Origin of the sequence: Geodermatophilus sabuli (assembly GCF_900215145.1) — a bacterium.
Taxonomy (GTDB): Bacteria; Actinomycetota; Actinomycetes; order Mycobacteriales; family Geodermatophilaceae; genus Geodermatophilus; species Geodermatophilus sabuli.
The window spans coordinates 161722-187659 of sequence record NZ_OBDO01000003.1; the positions used below are offsets into that span (position 1 = coordinate 161722).

Genomic DNA, 25938 nt, shown 5'->3' on the forward strand with positions numbered 1-25938 from the left:
GCACGCTCGCGGTGGGAGCCCGCAGAGGGCCATTCAGGCGTGCGCCGCGTCGAACTGGCGGAGCTCCTTCTTCAGCTCGGCCAGCTCGTCGCGGAGGCGGGCCGCCACCTCGAACTGCAGCTCCCGGGCGGCGGCCAGCATCTGCTCGTTCATCTGCGTGATCAGGTCCGCCAGCTCGTTGCGCGGCAGCCCTTGCACGTCGATCGAGCCGGCCTTGCCCTTGGCGGTCCTCGACGACAAGCCGGGCACCGGGGCCTTGCCGCGGGACTGCTGCCGGCCCGAGCCGCCGATCAGCTCGGCGGACTCGGAGTCCTCCGCCTCCCGGTAGATGCCCTCGAGGATGTCGACGATCTTCTTCCGGAGGGGCTGCGGGTCGATGCCGCGCTCGGTGTTGTAGGCGATCTGCTTCTCGCGCCGCCGGTTGGTCTCCTCGATGGCGTGCGCCATCGACGGGGTGATCTTGTCGGCGTACATGTGGACCTGACCGGAGACGTTGCGCGCGGCCCGGCCGATCGTCTGGATCAGCGAGGTGCCCGACCGCAGGAACCCCTCCTTGTCGGCGTCGAGGATCGCCACCAGGGACACCTCCGGCAGGTCGAGGCCCTCGCGCAGCAGGTTGATGCCGACCAGGACGTCGTACTCGCCCTGACGCAGTTCCCGCAGCAGCTCGACCCGGCGCAGGGTGTCGACCTCCGAGTGCAGGTAGCGCACCTTGATGCCGAGCTCGAGCAGGTAGTCGGTGAGGTCCTCGGCCATCTTCTTGGTCAGCGTGGTGACCAGGATGCGCTCGTCCTTCTCCGTTCGGGTGCGGATCTCGTGCACCAGGTCGTCGATCTGGCCCTTGGTCGGCTTGACCACGACCTCCGGGTCGACCAGGCCGGTCGGGCGGATGACCTGCTCGACGACGTCGCCCTGCACCCGGCCCAGCTCGTAGGGGCCGGGTGTGGCCGACAGGTAGACCGTCTGCCCGATCCGGTCGGTGAACTCCTCCCACTTCAGCGGGCGGTTGTCCATCGCCGAGGGGAGCCGGAAGCCGTGCTCGACCAGCGTGCGCTTGCGGCTCATGTCGCCCTCGTACATGCCGCCGATCTGCGGCACGGTCACGTGCGACTCGTCGATGACCAGCAGGAAGTCGTCGGGGAAGTAGTCGATGAGGCAGGCGCCGGCGCTGCCGGGGGCGCGGCCGTCGATGTGCCGCGAGTAGTTCTCGATGCCGGAGCAGAACCCGACCTGCCGCATCATCTCGATGTCGTAGGTGGTGCGCATGCGCAGCCGCTGGGCCTCCAGCAGCTTGCCCTGCCGCTCCAGCTCGGCCAGCCGCTGCTCCAGCTCGGCCTCGATGGAGGCGATGGCCCGCTCCATGCGCTCGGGACCGGCGACGTAGTGGGTGGCCGGGAAGACGAACAGCTCGTCGACCTCGCGCACCACCTCGCCGGTCAGCGGGTGCAGGTAGTACAGCCGCTCGACCTCGTCGCCGAACATCTCGATGCGGCAGGCGAGCTCCTCGTACACCGGGAACACCTCGATGGTGTCGCCCCGGACCCGGAAGGTGCCCCGGGTGAAGGAGAGGTCGTTGCGGGTGTACTGCTCGGTGACCAGGGTGCGCAGCAGCTCGTCGCGGTCGCGCTCCTCCCCCACCTTGATCTTCAGCGCCCGGTCGACGTACTCCTCCGGGGTGCCCAGGCCGTAGATGCAGGAGACGGTGGAGACCACGACGACGTCGCGCCGGGTGAGCAGGCTGTTGGTCGCCGAGTGCCGCAGCCGCTCGACCTCCTCGTTGATCGAGGAGTCCTTCTCGATGTAGGTGTCGGTCTGCGGGACGTAGGCCTCGGGCTGGTAGTAGTCGTAGTACGAGACGAAGTACTCGACCGCCGCGTCGGGCATCAGCTCGCGGAACTCGTTGGCCAGCTGCGCGGCGAGGGTCTTGTTCGGCGCCATCACCAGCGTCGGGCGCTGCACCTGCTCGATGAGCCAGGCCGTCGTGGCCGACTTGCCGGTGCCGGTGGCGCCGAGGAGGACCGTGTCCTCCTCCCCCGCGTTCACCCGCTCGGCGAGCGCCGTGATCGCGGCGGGCTGGTCGCCCGAGGGCTCGAACTCGCTGACGACGCGGAAGCGCCCTCGGGTGGGCCGGAGATCGGTGGTCGAGCGCACGGGGACGACGGTACGACGGGGGTGTGACAGGACGGTGCCCGTGCGACGCCGGTGCACCGGCGGGGCGCACGGGACCGATCGACTGGCCCCCGGTGCTTGCCCCGGGGTACGGGGCCCCCTAGCGTCCCGGTCGCAGGAGCGGTCACCGTCGAGGACCAGCGCCACCCGGGCAGCGCCCGGGCGAGGTCGGACCCCGGCGCCGCTGCCCGGCCGGACCTGCGCACGACGCCCCCCGCGGAGCTCCGCGGGGGGCGTCGTCGTCCGCGGGTGAGCGAGATCTCCCCCAGGCCTGCCGGCGCGAGGTGTGCGCGGCGCCCGGAGGGGGCAACGGTGGGCACGGGGTGCCACGTGTGCCCCGACCTCCTCACCGACGCCCCGCGGCGGGGAGGCCACCGGCCCCCGGCGTCCCGGGGGCGCCAGCGCAGGAGGACCCCGCACGATGAACCAGGTATGGCCCGGCACCGCCTACCCGCTCGGTGCCACGTTCGACGGCACCGGCACCAACTTCGCGATCTTCAGCGAGGTGGCCGAGAAGGTCGAGCTGTGCCTGTTCGACGAGGCCGGCACGGAGACGCGCATCCGGCTGCCGGAGATGGACGGCTACGTCTGGCACGCGTTCCTGCCCGGCATCCAGCCGGGTCAGCGCTACGGCTACCGGGTCCACGGGCCCTACGACCCGGCCCAGGGTCTGCGCTGCAACCCGAACAAGCTGCTGCTGGACCCCTACGCCAAGGCGATCGACGGCCAGGTCGACTGGGACCAGTCGGTGTTCGGGTACGACTTCGACAGCGGCGAGTGCAACGACGACGACTCGGCCGCACACATGCCGAAGTCCGTCGTCGTCAACCCGTACTTCGACTGGGGCGTGGACCGCCCGCCGAGGACGCCGTACCACAAGACGGTCATCTACGAGGCCCACGTCAAGGGCCTGACCATGACGCACCCGGACGTGCCGGAGGACCTCCGGGGCACCTACGCCGGCATCGCCCACCCGGCGGTCATCGACCACCTGCAGTCCCTCGGCGTCACCGCCATCGAGCTCATGCCGGTGCACCAGTTCGTGCAGGACGACACCCTGCAGCAGAAGGGCCTGCGCAACTACTGGGGCTACAACACGATCGGCTTCTTCGCCCCGCACAACGAGTACGCCAGCAACACCGACAACGGCATGCAGGTGCAGGAGTTCAAGGGCATGGTCCGGACCCTGCACGAGGCGGGCATCGAGGTCATCCTCGACGTGGTCTACAACCACACCGCCGAGGGCAACCACCTGGGTCCGACGCTGTCGTTCAAGGGCATCGACAACCGGGCGTACTACCGGCTGGTCGAGGACGACCCGCAGTACTACATGGACTACACGGGCACCGGGAACTCGCTCAACGCCCGCACCCCCCAGGCACTGCAGCTGATCATGGACTCGCTGCGCTACTGGGTCACCGAGATGCACGTCGACGGCTTCCGCTTCGACCTCGCCTCGACGCTGGCCCGCGAACTGCACGCCGTCGACCGGCTGTCGGCGTTCTTCGACCTGGTGCACCAGGACCCGGTGGTCAGCCAGGTGAAGCTCATCGCCGAGCCGTGGGACGTCGGTGAGGGCGGTTACCAGGTGGGCAACTTCCCGGCCCTGTGGACCGAGTGGAACGGCAAGTACCGCGACACCGTCCGCGACTTCTGGCGCGGCGAGGACGCCGCGGTCGGCGAGTTCGCCAGCCGGATCACCGGCTCGTCGGACCTCTACCAGCACTCGGGGCGGCGCCCGGTGGCGAGCATCAACTTCGTCACCGCGCACGACGGCTTCACGCTCACGGACCTGGTCTCGTACAACGAGAAGCACAACGAGGCCAACGGCGAGGGCAACAACGACGGCGAGAGCCACAACCGCAGCTGGAACTGCGGGGTGGAGGGCCAGACCGTCGACAAGAAGGTGCTCACGCTCCGGGCCCGCCAGCGGCGCAACTTCCTGGCCACGCTCATGCTCAGCCAGGGCGTGCCGATGCTCCTGCACGGCGACGAGCTGGGGCGGACGCAGAAGGGCAACAACAACGGGTACTGCCAGGACTCCCCGCTGACCTGGATCGACTGGGCCGACGTCGACGAGGGCCTGCTCGAGTTCACCAAGCTGGTCACCCGGCTGCGCGCCCAGCACCCGACCTTCCGTCGCCGTCGCTTCTTCCACGGCCGACCGGTCCGGCGCGAGGAGGGTGCACCGGTACAGGACATCGCGTGGCTCACGCCGGCCGGCGACCTGATGACCGAGGACGACTGGGACGCCGCGTTCGCCAAGTCGATCGCCATGTACCTCAACGGGCACGGCATCCGGTCCACCGACGAGCGCGGCGAGGACGTCGTGGACGACCACTTCTACCTGGCGTTCAACGCCTCGCACGAGCCGATGGACTTCTGCCTGCCGTCGGAGGAGTACGCCCAGGCCTGGACGGTCGTGGTCGACACCGCCGAGCTCGGCGAGGTGGAGCCGGTGGAGCTCAAGCCGGGCGAGTCCATCACCGTGCAGGACCGGTCGATGGTCGTGCTCAGCGCTCCCCGGCGGTCGTGACGGTGTCCGGACCCCTCGGCGAGGACCGACGACGCGGCGTCCCGACGGCGACCTACCGGCTGCAGGTGACGTCGGACTTCACCCTCGACGACGCCGCGTCGGTGGCCGGCTACCTGGCCGACCTCGGGGTCAGCCACGCGTACTCCTCACCGCTGCTGCGCGCGGCGTCGGGCAGCACGCACGGCTACGACACCGTCGACCACGAGCACGTCGACGAGTCCCGCGGCGGGCGGGAGGCCTTCGACCGGCTGGTCGGTGCCCTCCACGAGCACGGGCTCGGCCTGGTGCTGGACCTGGTGCCCAACCACATGGGCGTGGCCGACCCGGCGGAGGCGCCGTGGTGGTGGGACGTGCTGGAGCACGGGCGCGCCAGTGCCCATGCAGCTGCCTTCGACATCGACTGGGACTTCGGCGGCGGCAAGGTGCGCCTGCCGGTGCTGGGCTCGGCGGACGACGTCGAGAAGCTCGAGGTGGTCGGCAGCGAGCTGCGCTACTACGACAACCGCTTCCCGATCGCGCCCGGCACCGCGGAGGGCACGCCGCAGGAGGTGCACGCCCGTCAGCACTACGAGCTGGTCGACTGGCGGCGCGCCGACGCCGACCTGAACTACCGGCGCTTCTTCGCGATCAACACCCTCGCCGGGCTGCGCGCCGAGGACCCCGAGGTCTTCGCCGCGACCCACCGGATGGTGCTGGAGCTGGTCGAGGCAGGCGCGGTCGACGGGCTGCGGATCGACCACCCCGACGGCCTGGCCGACCCCAAGGGCTATCTCGACCGGTTGGCCGAGGCCTCCGGGGGCCGGTGGACGGTCGTGGAGAAGATCCTCGAGCCCGGGGAGGACCTGCCGGAGAGCTGGGCGACCGCCGGAACGACGGGTTACGACGCGCTCGCCGAGGTCGACGGCGTCCTGGTCGACCCGGCCGGTGAGGCGCCCTTGACCGCGCTGGACACCGAGCTGTCGGGCCGGGCGGTCGACTACGCCGAGCTGGTGCACGGCTGCAAGCGGGAGGTGACCGACGGGATCCTCGGCTCGGAGGTCGCCCGCCTGGTGCGGGTCATCGGCGAGCTGCCCGGCGTCGACCGCGCGCAGCAGACCGAGGCGCTGGCCGAGCTGCTGGCGGGCTTCCCGGTCTACCGCACCTACCTGCCCGACGGCGCCGAGCACCTGACCGCGACCGTGGCGGCGGTGCGCGAGCGGCGCCCGGACCTGCGCGACGCGGTCGACGCCCTGCACCCGGTGCTGGCCCAGGCCGGCACCGAGGCCGCGACCCGGTTCGAGCAGACCAGCGGCCCGGTCATGGCCAAGAGTGTCGAGGACAGCGCCTACTACCGGTGGGCGCGGTTCGTCGCCCTCAACGAGGTGGGCGGCGACCCCGCGCGGTTCGGCAGCTCGGTGGCGGAGTTCCACGAGGCGCAGGTCCGCCGCGCCGAGCGCAAGCCGCAGTCGATGACCACGCTGTCGACGCACGACACCAAGCGCAGCGAGGACGTCCGCGCCCGGCTGGCGGTGCTCGCCGAGCAGCCCGGCGAGTGGACGCAGCTGGTGCGCCGGCTGCTGCACCGGCACCCGCTCGCCGACCGTCCGATGGCGCACCTGGTGTGGCAGAACCTGGTCGGCGCGTGGCCGCTGTCGCGGGAGCGGGCGCACGCCTACGCGGAGAAGGCCGCCCGCGAGGCCGGGACGTCGACGACGTGGACCGATCCGGACGAGGAGTTCGAGGCGCGGCTGCACGAGCTGGTGGACGCCGCGTTCGACGACGAGGCCACGCACGGCGCGATCGAGGACGTCGTCGCGCGCATCGCCCCGTTCGGCTTGTCCAACTCGTTGTCCCAGAAGCTGCTGCAGCTGACGATGCCCGGCGTCCCCGACGTCTACCAGGGCACCGAGCTGTGGGACTTCTCCCTGGTGGACCCGGACAACCGCCGTCCCGTCGACTACGACCTGCGCCGCCGGCTGCTGGCGTCGCTGGACGCCGGTGAGGTCCCGGCCGTCGACGAGACCGGCGCGGCGAAGCTGCTGGTGGTCTCCCGCACGCTGCGTGCCCGGCGTGAGCACCCGGAGTGGTTCGCCGGGTACCGGCCGGTCGAGGCGACCGGCTCGGCCGCCGACCACGTGGTCGCGTTCGACCGCGGGTCCGACGAGCAGGGCGGCGCGGTCACGGTGGCGACGCGCCTGCCGGTGCGCCTGGCCGCCGCCGGCGGCTGGGGGGACACCGCCCTGCAGCTGCCGAACGGCGCGTGGCGGGACCTGCTCACCGGCGGTCGGTTCGTCTCCGACGCCGCGGGGATGCCCGTCGGCGCGGTGCTCGAGCGGTTGCCGGTCGCCCTGCTCGTCCGGAACTGAGACCAATGTCACGTCGCCGCGGGACGACGGCTCCCGCGGCGACGTCACCAGCGGTTCCGCGCCCACCCCGGACGGGGATCGGGGACGGGACCCCGGGCCTCCCGGGACGCGAGCTGCCCCGCCGTGACCTGACCGTTACGTTGTTGCGGCACCCGCGCGACCGAGACCGGGTGCCGGAGCCGATCCGCCGAACCCCGTCCGTCGGCATCCGCGACCTCCTGCACCGCGAGGACGGGGGTGGGGGACCCATCTCGACGCACGGCAGATCCCTGCCGGGCGTCTCGGGGTGAAGCCGCGTCCGCGGCCGGGGCACCGATCGCTCCGAACCCGACAGCTCACCTCTCAGGCGGCGGATCGGGAGTCCCCATGCGTACGTCCTCGCTCGCCCGCAAGACCCTCCTCACCACCGGCATCGCCGCTCTCTCGCTCGGCGTGCTGGCCGCCCCGGCGTCGGCCGCGGGCCCCAACAACTGGGACGCCGTCGCGCAGTGCGAGTCCGGCGGCAACTGGAGCATCAACACCGGCAACGGCTACTTCGGCGGCTTGCAGTTCAGCCAGAGCACCTGGACCGCCTTCGGCGGGGCGGAGTTCGCTTCCCGCGCCGACCTCGCCACCAAGGAGCAGCAGATCGCGGTGGCCGAGCGCACGCTCGACCGCCAGGGCCCGGGCGCCTGGCCCACCTGCGGCCGGGCCCTCGACCCGGCGGCACCGACCGCCGGTGCAGCGCCCGCCGCGGCTCCGGCCCCGGCCCCGGCTCCCGAGCGCGCCTCCCGGGGCGACCGCCCGGCTCCTGCGGCGTCCGGCGAGTACGTCGTCCAGCGCGGCGACACGCTCGGCGCGATCGCCGCGCGGCTGGGCACCGACGGCGGCTGGCAGGGGCTGTTCGCGTTGAACCAGCACCAGCTCAGCAGCCCGCACGTCATCCAGGTGGGTCAGACGCTCGTCGTCTGACCGGCGTCTCCCCCGGTGCCGCGGCCGGGCCCGCCCGCGGCACCGGGCCGCCCGTCCGCGTCACCGGGCGGCCCGGCCCCGTCACCAGGCGGCTCGGCCGTGGCGCGGGGCGCGCTACCCCTGGCGCGGGGCGCGCTGTCCCCGGTTCCCGGCGCCCACGACCGCCGCCCGTCGGGCAGCCGGCCGCAGGCGACCTCGAGGGCCAGTGCCCAGTCCGGGTCGGTCCAGTAGCCGCTGTGCCCGCCGGTCCCGGTGACGGCGCGGGTCTGCAGGCCGAGGTCGCCGGGCACCGGGTCCAGCAGCCGCCACTCGTTGCCGCACACCCGGCGGCCGGTGCGCGGGTCCACCCAGTCCGGCTGCCGGGTCGCGGGCTCGTCGAGGCGCCGGGAGGACAACGGCCCGCCGTCGCGGGTGTGGTCCCAACTGGTGACCGGGCCGGCGACGGGATCGGTGTCGCGGTACAGGTTCACCCACCGGAACGCGCCGGCCATGCCCCGCAGCAGCTCCGGCGGCACGTAGTGCGGGAAGCCGCGGGCGAACTGCTCCCGCAGCTGCGACCCGAACGTCACCCAGCGCACCCGGTCGCGGACCTGCTCCGGTAGCCACAGCAGGGCGACCAGCGAGATCAGGCTGCCCTGGCTGTGCGCGGCCACGACCACCTCCCGCACCGGGGCGGGGTTGAGCGCGGACGCCGGCCCGGCCGGCCCGGCCTCGCCGTCGTCCTCCAGTGGGTCGGGCACGCCCAGGTGCCAGCAGATCCGCCGGACCAGCGCCGGCACCACCTCCGAGGCGTACGGCGGCGGGACGAACGGGTGCGCGGACCGCGGCCAGAACGCCACCACGTCCCACACCACGTTCAGCCCGCGCCGGGCCCCCTCCGAGCGCAGCGCGCCGCGGGCGAGCAGCACCGTGACCAGGCCGATGCCGAGCAGGGTGGCCTGGCCCAGCGCGATCACCACGTCGTCCCCGGTCACCGCACCGCCCGGCGGCGAGGAGACCCCGGTGAGCAGGCTGACCGGGAACGCCGGGTCCTCCCCCGCACCGCGGCCCGACCAGGACGCCGCCAGGATCGCCGCGGCCAGCACGATGCCGAGGGCGGTCCAGGCGGCCAGCACCCCGGGGACGGCGTTCTTCGCCCGCGCCCGCTGCATCGCAGCGCCGGTCCGGCCGACCCACGGCGGCGGCAGCCGCAGCGACGGCGGGTCCCCGAAGGTCATCGCCGCCTGTGCGCGGTCCCGGAACGCCCGCCGACGGCGGCCCGCCCGCAGGCGGCCGGCGAGGGCGAGCCCGGCGAAGACCAGCGCCGTCAATCCCCAGGCGTAGGAGAACCGCTGCAGCAGCTCCGGCACGTCGACGTCGGTCGCCGTCAGCCCGTCGAGCAGCTCCTCGACGCCGAGCGTGAGCCCGGCCGTCGAGCCCACGGCGAGGAAGCAGCCGACCGCCGTCGCCGCTGCCGCGGACATCCCCCCGGCGAACCTGCGGAACGGGGACAGCACGCGCCGCGCGGCGGCCCGCGTCCCGGCCGCGAGGGCGGCGACGGCCAGCACCAGCAGGGTGACCACGACGGTGCCGGCCAGCACGAGGGCGGCGACCGCCGGCTCGGTCCCCGGCAGCCGGCCGACCGCCGCGACGTCGGTGACCGCGACGCCGACCAGCGCCAGCAGCAGCGCGGCCCCGGTGAGCAGTTGGACGACGCGCGCGGCGGCCGTCGTCCAGCGCACCGTCCGGGCCCGCTCGGCCGCGCCGGCCCCGCGCGCCGTCGTCCGCCGCTCCGGGTCGCCGACCAGCAGCACGACGAGCACCACCAGCCCGAGCACGACGGCCGGCGCCCACCGCCAGCCCGCCGCCCAGCCGGTGCCGCCGTCCGCGGCCACCGACAACCCGAGCCAGGCGACGACGAGCAGCCCGGCGGCGTGGTGCAGCCGGCGCAGGGCGGGGCTGTCGGGGTCGCCGTCGAAGAACGCGGCGTCCCCGAGGCCGGCCAGCCCGTCGGCGCCGTGGCCGAGGTCGCGCGACCCGGCGTGGGCGAACCGGTACCGGCGGCCGGTGTCGACCGCGCCGATCCGCGACAGGGCGGTGACGAGGGCGGCGGCCAGCACCAGGCCGGCCACGACGACGACCCGGTCGGGCACCGGCAGGCCACGCTCGGCCAGCCACTGCCAGGCGACCAGGTCGGCCACCACGAGGGCGTCGGCGAGGGCGAACAGCGCGGTGAGCACCAGGCCGACGGTGCGCAGCAGCGCTCCGCACAGCGCGTGCAGGTGGCGCTGCGCTGCGGTGCTGGGCGGCGGCAGCATGAACTGCGCGGCGTTGACGATGCCGAACGGGATGAGCAGCAGCCACAGCGCCTGCATCCACGAGCCCGACGTCCAGCGGCCCCAGTGGAAGGCCTCGAGCACGTGGCCGTCCAGGGCACGCACCTCGCGGCCCAGTGCGTCGGCGGGACGGAAGGTGCGGCTGCGGTCGTCGCCGGCGACCTGGACGGTGTGCGCACTGCCCAGCATGTAGTCCGGCGGCGTCCCGCTCACGCCGTGGACGCGGAGCTCGACCCAGTCGGCCATCGCCTTCCCCTCCCCTGGCCGACCGCTGCGCACGTCACGGTTGACCGTCGGGTGTGCGGGCATGATCTGCCCCGTTCCCCGGCCCGGGCCAGACCCCCGGCCCCGCTGCGCAGTCCCCCGCCGAGCAGTCCCCGCATGGAGGCGTCCCGCATGTCCGCACCCGTCGAGTTCTCCGTCTGGGCCCCGCTGCCGAAGCGCGTCCGGCTCCAGGTCGACGGCGCGGTGCACGACATGCGCCGGGACGACGGCGGCTGGTGGCGAACGGAGGTCGAGGCCGCGCCGGAGGCGGACTACGGGTTCCTGCTGGACGACGACGGGGACGGGGAGGAGGCCGGGGCGAAGGTCTACCCGGATCCACGCTCGCGCCGCCAGCCCGCGGGTGTGCACGGGCTGTCCCGGCGCTTCGACCCGGCCGCCCACGGCTGGGGCGACGACGCCTGGACCGGGCGCCCGCTGGCCGGTGGTGTCGTCTACGAGATGCACGTGGGCACGTTCACGCCGGAGGGCACCCTCGACGCGGCCGCCCGGAAGCTGGACCACCTGGTGGAGCTGGGCGTCGACTTCGTCGAACTGCTCCCGGTCAACGGCTTCAACGGCACGCACAACTGGGGTTACGACGGCGTCCTCTGGTACGCGGTGCAGGAGGAGTACGGCGGACCGGCGGCCTACCAGCGCTTCGTCGACGCCGCCCACGCGCGCGGACTGGGCGTCATCCAGGACGTCGTCTACAACCACCTCGGCCCGTCGGGGAACTACCTGCCGCTGTTCTTCCCGGTCTTCGCCGAGAGCGGCGCCAACACCTGGGGCAACTCGGTCAACCTGTCCGGGCCGGACTCCGACGAGGTGCGCCGCTACATCATCGACAACGCCCTCATGTGGCTGCGCGACATGCACGTCGACGGGCTGCGGCTGGACGCCGTCCACGCGCTGGTCGACGAGCGGGCCACCCACGTGCTGGAGGAGATGGCCCAGGAGGTGGACCGCCTCTCGGTCGCCGAGGGCCGGCCGCTGACGCTCATCGCCGAGAGCGACCTCAACGACCCGCGCCTGGTCACCCCGCGGGTGGCCGGCGGCATGGGGCTCACCGCGCAGTGGAGCGACGACTTCCACCACGCCCTGCACAGCACGCTGACCGGCGAGGGGCAGGGCTACTACGCCGACTTCGCCGCCGCCGGCGTCGCCGGCCTGGCCAAGACGCTCACCGGGGCGTTCTTCCACGACGGCGCGTGGTCGAGCTTCCGCCGCCGCCACCACGGCCGGCCGGTCGACGCGAACGTGCTGCCCGGCTGGAAGTTCCTCGCCTACCTGCAGGACCACGACCAGATCGGCAACCGGGCCGTCGGCGACCGGATCTCCGCCTCCCTCACCCCCGACCTGCTCGCCGTCGGCGCGACCCTCGTGCTCACCAGCCCGTTCACCCCGATGCTGTTCATGGGCGAGGAGTGGGGCGCCTCGACGCCGTGGCAGTTCTTCACCAGCCACCCCGAGCCGGAGCTGGGCAAGGCCACCGCCGAGGGGCGGATCGGCGAGTTCGCCGAGCACGGCTGGGACGCCGACGTCGTGCCCGACCCGCAGGACCCGGAGACCTTCACCCGGTCCAAGCTGGACTGGAGCGAGCCGGAGCGGGAGCCGCACTCCCGGCTGCTGGGCGTGCACCGGGCGCTGCTGGCGCTGCGCCGCGCGCACCCGGACCTCGTGGACCCGGACCTGTCGCGGGTCCAGGTCACCTGGGACGACGCCGACCGCTGGCTGGTCGTGCACCGCGGCTCGCTGCGGGTCACGGTGAACCTGGCCGACCAGCCCCGCGAGATCGACCTGGACGGCCCCGCCGTCGACGTCCTCTTCGCCACCGGCGAGCTCCCCGGCCTGGACGGCGCGACGGTGACCCTGCCGGCGCAGAGCGCCGCCGTGATCAGCACCCGCTGACGTGCGGCGCCTGCTCCCCGAGCCGGCCGAACTCGACGACGACGCGCTCGCCGCGGCCTACCGGGTCCCCCCGGGCCGATTCCTGCGCAGCAACTTCGTCGCGTCCCTGGACGGAGCCGTCACCGTCGACGGCCGCAGCGGAGAGCTCGGGTCCCCCGGCGACCGGCGCGTGTTCGCGCTGCTGCGCGCGCTGGCCGACGTCGTCCTCGTCGGCCACGGCACGGCCGCGGCCGAGGGCTACCGGCCGGTGACCGCCGACACCCGCGTCGCGACCCTGCGCGCCGCGCTCGGCCGGCCGGCGGCGGCACCGATCGCGGTGGTGTCCCGCCGGGCGTCGCTGTCGCCCGGCGACCGGCTCGCCGTCGACTCCACGATCCTGGTCACCGGCGCGTCCTCCGATCCCGACCGGCGGGCCGCGCTAGCCGATGCGGGGGTGACCGTGCTGGTCTGCGGCGAGGACGACGTCGACCTGCCGCTCGCCCTGGACCGGCTGGCCGACCTCGGCCACGAGCAGGTGCTGTGCGAGGGCGGTCCGCAGCTGTTCCGCGCCGCGCTGCGGGCCGGGGTCGTCGACGACCTCGCCCTCACGCTGTCCCCCGCGCTGGTCGGCGCCGGTCAGCCGCACCTGCTCGGCGAGCCGCTCGCCGACCTCGTCCCGCTCGAGCTGCGGCACGTGCTCGAGGAGGACGGCGTCCTGTTCACCCGCTACGCGGTCGGCGGACCGCCGATGAACCGGACGACGTCGCCGTAGCCGGTGAGGCGGGCGTCCGCGGTCAGCAGGACGGCGTCCTCCGCCACGGCCTGGGCGACGAGGAGACGGTCGAACGGGTCACGGTGCACGTCGGGGAGGTGTTCGACAGCAGCGGCGTGGTCCGCCGTCACCGGCAGGTGGTCGAGCACCAGCTCGCGGGCCACCCGACGCGACCAGGTCCGGACGTCTGAGCCGAGGGACAACTTGCCGAGCCGCTGCTTGATGGCCAGCTCCCAGATGCTGGCCGCCGACGCCATCCGCAGGTCGGCGTCGGCCAGGAGCTCCTCCGCTGCGCCGAGCCGTTCCGGTGTGGCCGCGGCCCACACCAGCACGTGGGTGTCGAGGAGAACCCTCACTCCTCGCCCTCGATGGCGCGCTGCAGGTCCGCCGGCAGCGGGTCGTCGAAGTCGTCTGCGATCCAGACCCGGCCACGGTCGAAGCCGAAGTTCGGCCTCCGGCGAACCGGCCCGACGAGCCGGGCCACCACCCGACCCCTGTTGGTGATCTCCACCTCTTCCCCGGCGGCGACCCTCTCGAGAAGCCGGGACAGGTGCGTCTTCGCCTCGTGCACCCCGACGGATGTAGTCACATCACTTAGTCTACTCATGGCGAACCAGCGAACTCGCTGTCGCGGCGGAAGCCGCGGTGCACCAGGACCATGTCGTGGACGCCGGCGAGGGGGCGGAGGAGGTCTCGGTCATGGCGACGAGCCTGTCCGGGCGCTCGGGACGGCGGCACCCACACCGCACCCACACCACCGCCGACCGGAGGCCGCGGGCTGTACTGAGCTGCCGGGCGTCGGCCTCGGCTGCTTGACTGCGGGCATGGACCTGCCCGTGCTGCCGCCGGTGAAGCCGATGCTGGCCAAGGCCGCGACCAAGCTGCCCACCACCGAGGGTCTCTACTACGAGCCCAAGTGGGACGGCTTCCGCTGCATCGTCTTCCGCGACGGCGACGAGGTGGAGCTGGGCAGCCGCAACGAGCGCCCGCTGACCCGCTACTTCCCCGAGGTCGTCGAGGCGGTCAAGGCCGCGCTGCCGGAGCGCTGCGTGATCGACGGCGAGATCGTCGTGCCGCAGGGCGACCGGCTGCACTTCGAGGCGCTGCTGCAGCGCATCCACCCCGCCCAGTCGCGGGTGGACCTGCTGGCCGAGCAGACGCCGGCGTCCTTCGTCGCCTTCGACCTGCTGGCGATCGGCGACGAGTCGCTGATGGAGGTGCCGTTCGGCGAGCGGCAGGCCCGGCTGCGCGAGGTGATCGGGAAGGGCACGGAATCGGTGCACGTCACCGCCATCACCCAGGACGCGGAGGTCGCGCAGCGCTGGTTCCAGGAGTTCGAGGGCGCCGGGCTGGACGGCGTCGTCGCCAAGCCCGCCGACCTGCCCTACGGCCCGGACCAGCGGCTCATGACGAAGGTCAAGCACGTGCGCACGGCCGACTGCGTGGTCGCCGGGTTCCGCTGGCACAAGAGCGGGCCGATCGTGGGCTCCCTGCTGCTCGGGCTCTACAACGACGCCGGCGACCTCCAGCACATCGGCGTCGCGGCGTCCTTCCCGATGGCCCGCCGGGCCGAGCTGGTCGAGGAGCTGGCTCCCTACCGCGCCCAGGCGCTGGACGGCCACCCGTGGCAGGACTGGGCGAACGCCGAGACCAATGGCGAGGGCGAGCACCGGATGCCCGGGGCGCAGAGCCGCTGGAACGCCGGCAAGGACCTCTCGTGGGTTCCGCTGCGGCCGGAGCTGGTGGTCGAGATCAAGTACGACCAGCTGGAGGGGCGCCGACTGCGGCACACCGGGCAGTTCCTGCGCTGGCGGACCGACCGGGAGCCGCGCAGCTGCACGTACGACCAGCTGGAGGTGCCGGTGCGCTACGACCTGGCCGAGGTGTTCGCCGGCTGACAGCCGCGGGAGCATCGGAGCGAGCGCCAGCGAGCGAGGAGCGGACCGCGGCGCGGAAGCCGGCCGAGGTGTTTGCCGGCTGACAGCCGCGGGAGCATCGCAGCGAGCGCCAGCGAGCGAGGAGCGGAAGCCGGCCGAGGTGTTCGCCGGCTGACCATCCCGGGAGTGACTGGAGTGGCGCGGCGAGCAGAGTGACCGTCGGCGGGTGACCTGAGGCGGACCGCGGGACAGGCGCCTGCGGTCCCGGCCCCGTGCTCCTAGGCTCGCGATCATGCGCCTGTCCCGCGGCCTCGTCGCCGTCGTCTCCGGACTGCTGTTGGCGGTGTCCGGGTGCACCTCCTCGGACCCGGGGTCGCCGGACTCCTCCGCCGCGTCGACGACGCCGGCGGCGCCGGAGGCCGAGGAGATCGCCTGGAGCGACTGCGACGAGCAGATCCAGTCGGTGATCGCCGGCACCCCCGGCAGTGAGCGCGACATCCTCTTCGAGTGCGGCAGCACCCAGGTGCCGATCACCTACGCCGAGCCGCAGGGCGAGAAGCTGACGATCTTCCTGGTGCGCGCCCGGCTGGCCACGCAGACCGACCGGATCGGCTCGCTGGTGATCAACCCCGGCGGGCCCGGTGGCTCCGGCGCCGACGCGGCGATCCAGCGCGCGCTGACGATGCCGGAGAACGTGTTGAACCGCTTCGACCTGGTCGGCTTCGACCCGCGCGGGGTGGGGCTGTCCACGCCGGCGGTGGAGTGCGTCCCCGACGAGCTGAAGGACCGCGTCCTCGCCGCCGAACCGCGCCCGGTCAGCGACGAGCAGCTCGACGACTCGTTCGCGCTCGCCCAGGAGGTCGTCGACGGGTGCACCGACGAGTACGGGGACGCGCTCGGCACCTTCAACACCACCGACACCGCGCGCGACCTGGACCTCCTGCGCGAGGGGCTGGGTGACGAGCAGCTGACCTTCCTCGGCTGGTCCTACGGCACGACGCTCGGCTCCACCTACGCGGAGCTGTTCCCCGACCGGGTGCGGGCGCTGGCGCTCGACGCCGCCGTCGACCCCGACAACGACCCGCAGGCCGACGCCGAGGCGAGCGCGGCGGGGCTGGAGGCCGGTTTCGACGCCTTCGCCGCCAACTGCACCAGCCTGGTCGCCGGCTGCCCGATCGGCGCGGAGCCGCGCCGGTTCGTCGACGAGCTGCTCGCCCAGGCCGCGCAGGCGCCGATCCCGAGCGCGCGGGCGGGCGAGACGAGGCAGGCGACCCCCGGGGTGGTCCTCACCGCCGTGCAGGCCGGGCTGTACAACACCAGCGCCTGGCCGCAGCTGGCCCAGGGCCTCGCGGCGGCGCGCAACGGTGACGCCCAGGGGCTGTTCTCCCTGGCCGACGCGTACAACGGCCGGCTGCAGGACGGCACCTACTCCAACCTCATCGACGCCAACCTGGCCGTCACCTGCGCTGACCGCGATCCGGACACCCAGCTGGCCGAGGACGAGATCCGGGCGCTCGCGGCCGACTGGGGCCAGCGGTACCCGCTCTTCGGCGCCGGCTCGGCGGCGAGCCTGTACACGTGCTCGGGGTGGGAGGCCGAGCGCACGCCGTTGCCGGCGCGGGACGCCGCGGGCGCCGCGCCGATCCTCGTCGTCGGCAACACCGGTGACCCGGTCACCCCACTGCCGGGCGCGGAGGACATGGCGGCGGACCTGACGTCGGCGGTCCTGCTGGTCTGGCAGGGCCTCGGGCACACCTCGTACCCCAAGACCGGCTGCGTCAACGACGTGGTCAACGCCTACCTGGTCGACCTGGTCGTGCCCGCCGACGGCGCGACGTGCCCGCTGTGAGCCGGCGGGGCCCTATGGTGCGCCGGATGAACGCGCAATCCGGGTCCGGTCGGTGATGGCGTCGGCCAAGGACGCCGTCGTCCTCCAGGTGGACGGGCACGAGGTGCGGGTCTCCAGCCCGGAGAAGCCGTACTTCGCCGACCGCGGCATCCGCAAGATCGACGTCGTCGAGTACTTCATCAGCGTCGGCGACGGGATCCTGAACGCGCTGCGGGACCGGCCGACGACGCTGGAGCGCTGGCCGGGCGGGGTGTTCGAGGGCGCGCGCCTGTCCACCCGCGTCGACAACACCGGCGACGCGTTCTACCAGAAGCGGGTACCGAAGAACGCCCCCGACTGGGTGCCGACCGCGCACATCACCTTCCCCAGCGGGCGCACCGCCGACGAGATCGCGCCGGACTCCGTCGCCGTCGTCGCGTGGTGCGCCAACCTGGGCACGCTCACCTTCCACCCGTGGCCGGTGTCGAAGTCCGACGTCGAGCAGCCCGACCAGATCCGCATCGACCTGGACCCGCAGCCGGGCACCGACTTCGCCGACGCGGCGTGGGTGGCCCCGCACGTGCGGGAGCTGCTGGCCGAGTTCGGCATGCAGGGCTGGCCGAAGACTTCCGGCGGGCGCGGGGTACACGTCTACGTGCCCATCCAGCCGCGGTGGACCTTCCCGGAGGTGCGCCGGGCGGTCATCGCCTTCGGCCGCGAGCTCGAACGGCGCCTCCCCGATCGCGTGACGATGTCGTGGTGGAAGGAGGAGCGCGGCGAGAAGATCTTCATCGACTACAACCAGATGGCCCGAGACCGCACGATCGCCTCCGCCTACTCCATCCGCGCCAGGCCGCACGCCCCGGTCTCGGCCCCCGTGGACTGGGACGAGCTGCCCGACGTCTCCCCGTTCGACTTCGACGTGCGCACCATGCCGGCCCGGTTCAAGGACGTCGGTGACAAGCACGCCGGTCTGGCCGACCACGCGTTCGGCATCGAGCCGCTGCTGGAGCTTGCTGAACGCCAGGCCAAGGACGACGGATTGGGCGACCTGCCCTATCCGCCGGACTACCCGAAGATGCCGGGTGAGCCGATGCGGGTCCAGCCGAGCCGCGCCAAGCGTTCTACCAGCGAAAACGAGTGATCGGCACGCTTTTCTAGTGCTAGCACAGCGCTCACTCGCCCGATAACCTGCCGCCGTGGCGATCCGGCTGGTGACACGACCGTCCTCACCACGGCTCAGGGACCGACGACTGGTCGACCAGGAACTGGCGCACTCCGCGGCGCCGCGTACCTGGCGTCCCAGGCCTGGTCTAGTCGCCCTCGACGGCGGCGTCGCGAAGCGCCCGAGAGATGCCCCGCGCCGTGGCCTGGACGGCCGGGGACAGGGCGGCCGGCAGAGCTGACCCGGCCTGCACGACGATCGACACTGCTGCCACGACGCTGCCCTCGGCGCCACGGACCGGCGCGGCGACCGACAACGTCTCCATCGACACCTGCCGGTCGTTGACCGCGAACCCGTGCGCCCGCACGTCGCCCAACAGCCGGCGCAGGGCCTCCGGGGACGTGATGGTGAGCGCCGTGTACTCGTCCAGCGGACCGGCGAGCACGGCCTCCTGTACCTCGGGAGGCGCGTGGGCCAGCAGGACCCGGCCGACCCCCGTCGCATGCAGCGCGAACCTCCCGCCGACCCGGGTGAACACCGGGACCGCGCTGCGGCCGGCGATGCGTTCGACCCAGACGGACTCGAGTCCCTCGCGGACGGCCAGCTGCACGTTCTCCTGCGTGACGGCGTAGAGGTCCTCCATGAACGGCAGGGCCAGCTCGCGTAGCCCGAGGCCGCGGGGAGCCAGCGAGGCGATCTCCCACAGCCGCAGCCCGACGTGGAAGGCGCCTCCCGCATCCCGCTCCAGCAGGCCGCACTCGACGAGGTCTCCGACCAGGCGGTGCGTCGTCGTCAACGGCAGGCCTGTCCGTCGGGCCAGCTGGGTGAGCGTCAGTGAGGGGCGCTCGGGGGTGAAGGCGGCGAGCAGCTGCACGGCCCGCCGGATCACCGGACCTGTCTCGCCCCGTCCGCGGCTCCCGGTCGTCTCGCCGTCGGTCACGGTGCCATCCGGGGCACAGGTGACGGCCGGGCCGGCTCCCACGCGCCGCGCAGCGCTACGCGGGCTCGACACGGACGGGCACACTGGCCCAGCCCTTCAGCGTGTTGTTCAACCTGGGCACCGGCGGACCAGCCAGCTCCATCCGCCGGACCCGGCGGGCCAGCGCGGTGAGCACGAGCTCGGCCTCCAGCCGCGCGACCGGCTGGCCGACGCACTGGTGGATCCCCATCCCGAACGCCACGTGCCCGGCCGCGCGGCGGCGGACGTCGAGCGCACCGATCCGGGACTACCGCGGGAACACCTGCCGGCGGACTGGCCCGCGGACCGCTCGGTCGACGCGTACCGGCGCCACAGCCGGGTCCTGAGCACGCGCGCGCAGCAGGCGCTCGTCCAGGAACTGCGGACGCCGCCCCGCTGAGCACGCGAGCCGCGGACGGCCGGTCCGGCGGTGGGCGCATCGATCGTCAGCCGACGTTGCTCATCTCGGCGGCGACCGTCGTGTCATCGCAGTGACCGACGACGCCGCTGACGACCGTCTCGTCGATCCACGCGGCGCTCAGTCCGCCGCACCTTCCGAAAACCGGAAGGAGCATCCACGAAGCCCGTGGCTGCGGTCACCCTCGTGGTCGGTGGTGACCATCCCGCCCACCCGGTAGGCGCTTGCCGCGCGACCGGAGCACCGAAGCCAGAACGGAGACGGCCGTGCCCAGCACATCCGAGGAGAGGTCCATGCGCCTGCGGGTCGATGCCCGCACCACCGGTGCCGAGGGGATCGTGGTCCTCGACCTGCGCGACCCCTCCGGCGCCGACCTGCCGGCATGGTCGCCGGGCGCGCACATCGATCTCGTGCTGGCAGATGGGCTGATCCGCCAGTACTCGCTGTGCGGCGTCCCTGGCGACCGCTCCGTCTGGCGGATCGCCGTACTGCGCGAGCCAGAGAGCCGGGGCGGCTCCGAGCACGTCCACGAGAAGTTGCACGAGGGCGGGGAGGTCGACGTCCGCGGCCCCGGAACAACTTCCCGCTGGAGCCGTCGCCGCGCTACCTGTTCGTCGCCGGCGGCATCGGGATAACCCCGATCCTGCCCATGCTCTTCGCCGCAGAGTCCGCAGGTGCCGACTGGGAACTCCACTACGGCGGCCGCAGCCGCCGGTCCATGGCGTTCCTGGAGCACCTCGAGGAGACCGCCGGAAACCGGGTCAACCTGCACCCGCAGGACGAGGTCGGCCTCATCGACCTGGAGAAGATCCTCGGAACCCCCAGGCCGGAGACGCTGGTCTACTGCTGCGGACCGGAGCCGCTCCTGAAGGCCGTCGAGCAGAGCTGTGCGGCGTGGCCCGAGCCCAGCCTCCACATGGAGCGGTTCAGCCCCAAGGAGCTCGGCGCGCCCCCGCGCACCGACTCGTTCGAGATCGAACTGGCCACCAGCGGGCTCACTCTCACCGTCCCGCCCGACCGGTCCATCCTCGATGTCGTCGAGGAGGCCGGGATCGCCGTCCTCTCCTCCTGCCAGGAGGGCACCTGCGGCACCTGCGAGAGACCGGTGCTCGAGGGCGACGTCGACCACCGCGACTCCCTGCTCACGCCGGCCGAGCAGGCCACCAACGACACCATGTTCATCTGCGTCTCCCGAGCCGCCTGCCCTCGACTCGTCCTGCAGCTCTGAAGCCCGCCCCTGACCCACCTGGCATGGCTACCCCGCCCGCCACATTCCCCGCACCGCCACTCGTCGAGACCTACGTTCAGGGGCGGCCCTGGGACAGTCAGCGGCCGGCGAGCCTCCGCTCGACCACCGCGACCTGCTCCGGGGAGCCGATCAGCTCTCCGATGGCGTCCTGCTCGGCCTGGAGTCCCTCCGCGAGGCCGACCCGTCCGGCGAGGTCCATCAGCCGCTTGACGTGGCGCGTCGCCCGACGGCTGTGGCCGGCGATCTCGTGTGCCAGCGCGAGTGCCGCCGCAAGCGGATCGGCGGCCTGGCGGGTGGCCAGCCCGAGCGCCACGGCCTCCTCGCCGGTCACCTCTCGGCCGGTGAGCGCCAACTCCTTCGCCACGTCACGGCCCACCAGCTCGGGTAAGACCTGCGTCCCGGTCATGTCCGGAACGATGCCCCACCGGATCTCCATGACCGACAGCCGTGCGTCCGGGGCGACGATCCGGATGTCGGCACCGAGGGCGATCTGCAGGCCACCACCGAACGCGACCCCGTGCACCGCTGCAACGACCGGCGCCGGGACGAGCGACCACACGTGCGCGGCCTGCTGCCCACGGGTCCGCGCCGCTCCCAGCCGGGAGCGCGGGGCGTCGACGCGCGATCCTGGCCGGTCGCGCATGGCGGCGAACTCGCCGAAATCGAGGCCGGCGCAGAAGGCCCGCCCCTCGCCACTGAGGACGACGGCACCGACATCCTCGTGGTCCACCAGTTCCGACCCCGTGGCGACCAGGGCCTCGAACATTGCCGAATCCAGCGCGTTGAGCTTCTCCGGGCGGTCCAGCCTGACGTGGGCGACCCCGTCGGTCACGTCCCAGCTCACTCGCCGGGGTCCGTCGTCCATGGCTGCTCCTCTGCCCGTCGTGGCGGCACAGGCGATTCCCCCGCAGCACGGCATGCAACAGGAAAGGTGCGGTCCGCGGTCCGCGGGCGGCACTGGGCCGTTTGTCTGCGCTGACCGTAGCGGGGACCCGGTTCCGCCGGGGGCGAGCCGGCGGCCCGGGCCCTGGGCTGACCGACGGCCGTCGTGGTGCGAACAGGACACTTTCAGGGATCGCACGTGCCGGTTCCAGCTTGGCTCGCAGCCGACGCCCGGGTCATCGGCGACGCATCGACCATGCGGTGCCTCGCCAGCCGAGCAGCTGGCGAGGCATCGGTGCGTGGGCCCACTCACGCGGGCGGGTGGGCCGTCAGCGATGGCCGCCTTGCGCGGAGTGGCCGCGGTGCAGGCCCGACACGACCGCGATGCTGTTGATCGCATTGCCGCCCACCCAGATCTCGCGGCCGACGGGAGCGGCCACCGTGGTGTATCGGTACTCCGTGGTGCGCGTGCTGAACACCGTCTCAGAGGTACCGGCGACGGGGTCGATCTCGACGATGTCGAAGCCGGGGATGCAGGAGTCGGGGACATCGAACCCCGTGACAGCGCATGCCTGGACCTGCTCCGGAGTCACCGGCACGTACTCCTGACCGGTCGTCAGCAGCGTTCCGGCTTCGGTCCAGCGCAGGTTGTCGGGTAGGAAGTCCATCTGAGCCAGCTCAGTCGGATCACCGCCGGCCGTCGGGATCGACACGACGCGCTGCTTCATCGTCTCCGCCGTGTAGAGCGTGGCACCGTCCTCGGACACCTCGATGCCGTTCGGCCCGAACAGTTGACTGCCCGGCACCTCCGCCCAGCCGGACTCACGGTGCCAGGTCCAGAGCGAGCCGCTCGGCTCCCCGGAGAACAGCTGAGGGAACAGTGGCGACCTGGAGTCCCAGAACTTGGTCATCGCGATGCCGCCGTCGGGCAGCGCCACCACGCTGTTTGGGATGGCACCTTCGGGAGCCACGACGCAGCCGCGCCAGGAGATCGTCGGCTGCTTCCCACGCACGTCCAGGCTGAAGACCTCGATGGACTCGCGGCCACCGTGGTACACGACGTACAGGTCGAAGGTCCGTTCGCCGGTCTGCACTGTGTTGATGCCGTGCGTCGCAGGAAGCGCCTCATCCGGCGGGGCGGTGCATCCCGGGAAAGCCTCCAGGTCGGGGGTGTACGCAATGTCCTCCTCGGCGGGCCAGAGCGGCGTCACCTCCTCGTTCCGGGTGTTGACCAGGTTCATCCCACCGGGGTGGTCGGCGCCGGTGACCGCGCTGATGACCACCCAACTGGTCCCCGGGAGCGCGATGATGTCCTCCGGAGGCTGGTGCGTGTCGATGAACGACAGTTCCGGCCCGTGGGAGGGACCGCTTCCGCCGCCCTGGCTCCCTGGCGCCCCGCCGCTGCCGAAGCCCGTGGTCGCCAGCAGAGCGGGAAGGGCGACGCATGCGGCGACCACGGGGCGCAGCCGCTTCCGTGCGGCCGCGCCGCTGGGCAGGTGTCGGTCGGCTGTACGTTTCGTCACGGTTCCTCCGTCAGTCGGGGAAATAACGGGGAAACGGTATTTGGACGCAGGGACCGGCTCGGGCGTCGGCGGGCCAGTGGCCTGTCCATGCCGCAGCCTCGATTCACCGACGGCGGGCGCGGTGTATCGGCGCGGGAATGCGAGGATGCCTCTCTGAGCTGGGAAGAAAAGACTTGTCGAAGGTTCGTGTCGCCAGGGTGACGTCCCGCTGAGTGGTGGAGTAGTCATCATCGTGCTGGTCGGCGGTGCGGTGACTGCGACGCAATCAGAGCTGGCTGCTTGGCCTCCTTCGCCCCCGGTCCGATCGGTCAAGTGCGTCCGCCGACAGGCGTGATCACGGCGCTCGGCGTGGCTGATCGTCACCATCCGTGCCTCCGCCGGGCCGCCTGGTACCTCGACCGCCGGGACACCCGACCACGCTCACTACGCATCCGCTGACCTACTGGCAGGCGCTCCCGAACGTGCTTCGGAACGACGGCAGGTGGCGGTGGCAGATCAGGGCGCGGGCCAGTGGTAGAAGGCCGAGGTGGATGTCAGCACGGAGCTCGTAGCGGATGCGGAGTCGCTTGAAGGCGTGCCGCCAGGCGAAGCCGCGTTCGACGACCCAGCAGCGGCGGCCCAGGCAGGAGCCGTGGAGGACGCCGCGGCGGGCGATTCCCGTGGTGAACCGTCGACCGCGCAGCGGTCCAGGTCCAGCGCATCGGCGCCGCGCGGCTCGGCCGGCAGATGCACGTGCAGGGCCGCCCAGACACCGGCGTCAGTCCGGTCCCGCAGCCGCTGCCCGCAGGTCACCGCCGACGATGGGGCGGGCGCGCCGAGCTCATCCTGAAACGATCTCTTGGCGTGCGACTCAATGGCATCGAAGATGACTGCCGTCATGGCAGGTCGAATCGCTGCACGCGCTCGGGCTTCATCTGGAGATGAATGAGTGGTCCAGAGCATCCGTCGCATGCGGGCTCGATGCCGACAGCGTCCGCACCGAGAATTCGAAAGAACCCGTCGAAAGGTGGCCTCACCAAGATGTGAACGACCCGCACGCCGCCGACTGCGGCTCGACGGAGGACATCCTCGACGAGGAGCAGATCGACTCCACGTCGTCGTGCAGCTGCTTCAACAGCCATGAACAGGAGTTCAGCAGGAGCTGGCGGTCCGGCATTTCGGACGTGCAGTTGATAGGCGCCGACAAGACGGTGTCCATCCTCTGCCACCCGAGCCGTTGACCAGTCGAGGGGCGCCTGAGCTGGGTCGTGACCTGACAGGGGCCCGTCGCCGGCGAGGAGTCCGACCGCGTCCAGCAGGGAACGCAAGGGCGGACCGTCCTCGGGTGCAGCGGAGCGAATGCAGACCATGCGTCCTCCTCGGGGACTGACCTGACGTGATCTCGTCGTTGGTCGGGTCGCACCCGAGCAGCTCCGACCGCTCCAAGACGTCCCGCTGCCCTCCTCCGACGATCGGTCAGGGCACGAACGGGCGCATCGGCCTGGTGCGTCCCTGCCGGCGGTGTGACCGGGCGCCGCCCGGCGCCCGCGCTCGGGGAGAGGACGGAGTCCTTCTACTCCGGCGGGGTGAAGGTGGAGGTGCGCTGCAGACCGGCGGCGCGGCCCTTGCCGGCGATGACCAGCGCCATCTTGGCGCTGGCCTCGTCGATCATCTCGTCGCCGAGCATCGCCGAGCCCTTGGCGCCGCCGGCCTCCGAGGTGGACCACTGGTAGGCGTCGAGGATCAGCTCGGCGTGGTCGTAGTCGGCCTGGGACGGCGCGTAGATCTCGTTCGCCGCGTCGATCTGGCCGGGGTGCAGCACCCACTTGCCGTCGAAGCCGAGCACCGCCGAGCGCTGGGCCACCTCGCGGAACGCGTCGACGTCGCGGACCTGCAGGAACGGGCCGTCGATGGCCTGCACCCCGCGGGCGCGGGCGGCCATGAGGATCTGCATGAGGATGTAGTGGAACGGGTCGCCGGCGTAGTCCGGGTGCAGCGCGCCCACCACGAGTGACTTCATGTTGATCGAGGCCATGAAGTCGGCCGGGCCGAAGATGATCGTCTCGATCCGCGGGCTGGCGAACGCGATCGCGTTGACGTTGATCAGGCCCTGGGCGTTCTCGATCTGCGCCTCGATGCCGATCCGGCCCACCGGCAGGCCGGTGGCCTTCTCGACCTGGGTGAGCAGCAGGTCCAGCGCCTGCACCTGGGCGGCGTCGACCACCTTGGGCAGCATCAGGCAGTCCAGGTTCGCCCCGGCGCCGCCGACGACCTCGATCACGTCGGAGTAGGTCCACTCCGTCGTCCAGTCGTTGACCCGGACGGTGCGGATCTTCTCCCCCCAGCCGCCCTCGTTCAGCGCCGCGACGATGTTCTTCCGCGCGCCGGGCTTGGCCAGCGGCGCGCAGGCGTCCTCCAGGTCCAGGAACACCTGGTCGGCGGGCAGGCCCTTGGCCTTCTCCAGGAACCGGGGGTTGCTGCCCGGTACGGCCAGGTTGGAACGGCGGGATCGGAGCTCGGCCACAGTGCCTCCAGGGATGCGACGGTCGTGCGGACGTGAGCGGTGGTGAGAATTGGGCCGGCCAGGCGGGCAGGCAGCGGAATCAATGGGCGGATGGCGCGGCTAGGAGCGAGCTTCGCGGTCCGTGACCGTGGGCTCCGCCCCGACCACCGGACGTATCGCGACTCGCCCCATACGGAGATCGACGTCGACGAGGCCGTCCCGTTCGGCGGCCGCGACCATCCGCAGCGTGAACCCGTGCCGCCGCAAGGCGTGCACGGTCGTCTCCGACCGGCCGCGAATCCACTCGCGGAGTTCGC

At 72.5% G+C, this 25938-nt stretch carries 19 protein-coding genes, 2 pseudogenes and 1 riboswitch; of the genes and pseudogenes, 10 read left to right on the plus strand and 11 right to left on the minus strand.

Annotated elements, in window-relative coordinates; genetic code table 11:
• Window positions 1–33 precede the first annotated feature (33 nt).
• The gene (gene uvrB / locus CRP39_RS08900) at window positions 34–2151 is read right to left on the minus strand and encodes an excinuclease ABC subunit UvrB (protein WP_097206018.1); all 2118 of its coding nucleotides are present in this window, start codon (window positions 2149–2151) and stop codon (window positions 34–36) included.
• 439 nt (window positions 2152–2590) lie between these two features.
• Here uvrB and glgX point away from each other — a divergent pair, with 439 nt between their 5' ends.
• The 3 genes from glgX to CRP39_RS27985 all read left to right on the plus strand — a co-directional run bounded on the left by glgX (window position 2591) and on the right by CRP39_RS27985 (window position 8001).
• On the plus strand, window positions 2591–4705 hold the full coding sequence (gene glgX / locus CRP39_RS08905) for a glycogen debranching protein GlgX (RefSeq protein ID WP_097206019.1): 2115 nt from the start codon (window positions 2591–2593) through the stop codon (window positions 4703–4705).
• A 2-nt stretch (window positions 4706–4707) separates the two neighbouring features.
• Complete coding sequence (treY, locus tag CRP39_RS08910; RefSeq protein ID WP_097206020.1) at window positions 4708–7050, plus strand: malto-oligosyltrehalose synthase; 2343 nt, start codon at window positions 4708–4710, stop codon at window positions 7048–7050.
• A gap of 239 nt (window positions 7051–7289) precedes the next feature.
• Window positions 7290–7392, plus strand: a riboswitch (cyclic di-AMP (ydaO/yuaA leader).
• 24 nt (window positions 7393–7416) lie between these two features.
• Entirely contained in the window at window positions 7417–8001 is a 585-nt protein-coding gene (locus CRP39_RS27985; protein ID WP_097206021.1) for a LysM peptidoglycan-binding domain-containing protein, read from the plus strand.
• Here CRP39_RS27985 and CRP39_RS08920 read toward each other — a convergent pair.
• The gene (locus CRP39_RS08920) at window positions 7983–10562 is read right to left on the minus strand and encodes a hypothetical protein (RefSeq protein ID WP_097206022.1); all 2580 of its coding nucleotides are present in this window, start codon (window positions 10560–10562) and stop codon (window positions 7983–7985) included. The genes CRP39_RS27985 and CRP39_RS08920 overlap by 19 nt on opposite strands.
• Window positions 10563–10712: 150 nt before the next feature.
• On the opposite strand from CRP39_RS08920, the gene treZ reads away from it, so the two are divergent.
• Together treZ and CRP39_RS08930 are read left to right on the plus strand one after the other, a co-directional pair.
• Window positions 10713–12488 carry a malto-oligosyltrehalose trehalohydrolase gene (gene treZ / locus CRP39_RS08925; protein ID WP_097206299.1) on the plus strand — a complete coding sequence of 592 codons (1776 nt, stop codon included), beginning with the start codon at window positions 10713–10715 and terminating at the stop codon, window positions 12486–12488.
• Between the two features lies 1 nt (window position 12489).
• On the plus strand, window positions 12490–13239 hold the full coding sequence (locus CRP39_RS08930; protein ID WP_097206023.1) for a dihydrofolate reductase family protein: 750 nt from the start codon (window positions 12490–12492) through the stop codon (window positions 13237–13239).
• Here CRP39_RS08930 and CRP39_RS08935 read toward each other — a convergent pair.
• A complete protein-coding gene (locus CRP39_RS08935) occupies window positions 13194–13595 on the minus strand; it encodes a type II toxin-antitoxin system VapC family toxin (protein WP_097206024.1) in 402 nt (133 codons plus the stop codon). The two genes, CRP39_RS08930 and CRP39_RS08935, sit on opposite strands and share 46 nt — an antisense overlap.
• Window positions 13592–13828, minus strand: coding sequence for a type II toxin-antitoxin system Phd/YefM family antitoxin (locus CRP39_RS08940; protein WP_097206025.1), 237 nt, complete (start codon window positions 13826–13828; stop codon window positions 13592–13594). Before CRP39_RS08940 ends, CRP39_RS08935 begins: the two co-directional genes overlap by 4 nt.
• 235 nt (window positions 13829–14063) lie before the next feature.
• Here CRP39_RS08940 and CRP39_RS08945 point away from each other — a divergent pair, with 235 nt between their 5' ends.
• From CRP39_RS08945 to ligD, 3 genes are all read left to right on the plus strand, one after another.
• Entirely contained in the window at window positions 14064–15137 is a 1074-nt protein-coding gene (locus tag CRP39_RS08945; RefSeq protein WP_097206026.1) for an ATP-dependent DNA ligase, read from the plus strand.
• A gap of 271 nt (window positions 15138–15408) precedes the next feature.
• The gene (locus CRP39_RS08950; protein WP_097206027.1) at window positions 15409–16965 is read left to right on the plus strand and encodes an alpha/beta hydrolase; all 1557 of its coding nucleotides are present in this window, start codon (window positions 15409–15411) and stop codon (window positions 16963–16965) included.
• A gap of 55 nt (window positions 16966–17020) precedes the next feature.
• Entirely contained in the window at window positions 17021–18088 is a 1068-nt protein-coding gene (gene ligD / locus CRP39_RS08955) for a non-homologous end-joining DNA ligase (RefSeq protein ID WP_097206028.1), read from the plus strand.
• Window positions 18089–18257: 169 nt separating this feature from the next.
• On the opposite strand, the gene CRP39_RS08960 is transcribed toward ligD, so the two are convergent.
• The 3 genes from CRP39_RS08960 to CRP39_RS27990 form a co-directional block, all read right to left on the minus strand.
• A complete protein-coding gene (locus CRP39_RS08960) occupies window positions 18258–19049 on the minus strand; it encodes an IclR family transcriptional regulator (protein ID WP_245853715.1) in 792 nt (263 codons plus the stop codon).
• A 55-nt stretch (window positions 19050–19104) separates the two neighbouring features.
• Entirely contained in the window at window positions 19105–19290 is a 186-nt protein-coding gene (locus tag CRP39_RS08965; protein WP_342744231.1) for a cytochrome P450, read from the minus strand.
• Between the two features lie 223 nt (window positions 19291–19513).
• Window positions 19514–19642, minus strand: coding sequence for a hypothetical protein (locus CRP39_RS27990; protein ID WP_260180393.1), 129 nt, complete (start codon window positions 19640–19642; stop codon window positions 19514–19516).
• Between the two features lie 58 nt (window positions 19643–19700).
• Here CRP39_RS27990 and CRP39_RS28455 point away from each other — a divergent pair.
• A pseudogene (locus CRP39_RS28455) lies at window positions 19701–20713 on the plus strand (PDR/VanB family oxidoreductase); the annotation flags it as partial.
• A gap of 97 nt (window positions 20714–20810) precedes the next feature.
• Here CRP39_RS28455 and CRP39_RS08975 read toward each other — a convergent pair.
• From CRP39_RS08975 to CRP39_RS08985, 3 genes and pseudogenes are all read right to left on the minus strand, one after another.
• On the minus strand, window positions 20811–21599 hold the full coding sequence (locus tag CRP39_RS08975) for a crotonase/enoyl-CoA hydratase family protein (RefSeq protein WP_097206029.1): 789 nt from the start codon (window positions 21597–21599) through the stop codon (window positions 20811–20813).
• A 346-nt stretch (window positions 21600–21945) separates the two neighbouring features.
• Window positions 21946–23139 (minus strand): SMP-30/gluconolactonase/LRE family protein, encoded by a 1194-nt coding sequence (locus tag CRP39_RS26360; RefSeq protein ID WP_172442355.1) that lies wholly within the window; start codon window positions 23137–23139, stop codon window positions 21946–21948.
• 439 nt (window positions 23140–23578) lie between these two features.
• A pseudogene (locus tag CRP39_RS08985) lies at window positions 23579–23937 on the minus strand (hypothetical protein); the annotation flags it as partial.
• 224 nt (window positions 23938–24161) lie between these two features.
• On the opposite strand from CRP39_RS08985, the gene CRP39_RS08990 reads away from it, so the two are divergent.
• Window positions 24162–24359 (plus strand): hypothetical protein, encoded by a 198-nt coding sequence (locus CRP39_RS08990; protein WP_097206031.1) that lies wholly within the window; start codon window positions 24162–24164, stop codon window positions 24357–24359.
• Between the two features lie 332 nt (window positions 24360–24691).
• Here CRP39_RS08990 and CRP39_RS08995 read toward each other — a convergent pair whose 3' ends face one another.
• Window positions 24692–25642, minus strand: coding sequence for an HpcH/HpaI aldolase/citrate lyase family protein (locus CRP39_RS08995; RefSeq protein ID WP_097206032.1), 951 nt, complete (start codon window positions 25640–25642; stop codon window positions 24692–24694).
• Window positions 25643–25938: the final 296 nt, after the last annotated feature.

Bases quoted from the DNA above. Each gene is read 5' to 3' on its own strand.
- CRP39_RS27985 (WP_097206021.1), top strand. From the start codon at position 7,417: ATGCGTACGTCCTCGCTCGCCCGCAAGACCCTCCTCACCACCGGCATC.
- glgX (WP_097206019.1), top strand. From the start codon at position 2,591: ATGAACCAGGTATGGCCCGGCACCGCCTACCCGCTCGGTGCCACGTTC.
- ligD (WP_097206028.1), top strand. From the start codon at position 17,021: ATGGCGTCGGCCAAGGACGCCGTCGTCCTCCAGGTGGACGGGCACGAG.
- treZ (WP_097206299.1), top strand. From the start codon at position 10,713: ATGTCCGCACCCGTCGAGTTCTCCGTCTGGGCCCCGCTGCCGAAGCGC.
- CRP39_RS08950 (WP_097206027.1), top strand. From the start codon at position 15,409: ATGCGCCTGTCCCGCGGCCTCGTCGCCGTCGTCTCCGGACTGCTGTTG.
- CRP39_RS08945 (WP_097206026.1), top strand. From the start codon at position 14,064: ATGGACCTGCCCGTGCTGCCGCCGGTGAAGCCGATGCTGGCCAAGGCC.
- CRP39_RS08975 (WP_097206029.1), bottom strand. From the start codon at position 21,599: ATGGACGACGGACCCCGGCGAGTGAGCTGGGACGTGACCGACGGGGTC.
- CRP39_RS27990 (WP_260180393.1), bottom strand. From the start codon at position 19,642: ATGCTCCTTCCGGTTTTCGGAAGGTGCGGCGGACTGAGCGCCGCGTGG.
- CRP39_RS08920 (WP_097206022.1), bottom strand. From the start codon at position 10,562: ATGGCCGACTGGGTCGAGCTCCGCGTCCACGGCGTGAGCGGGACGCCG.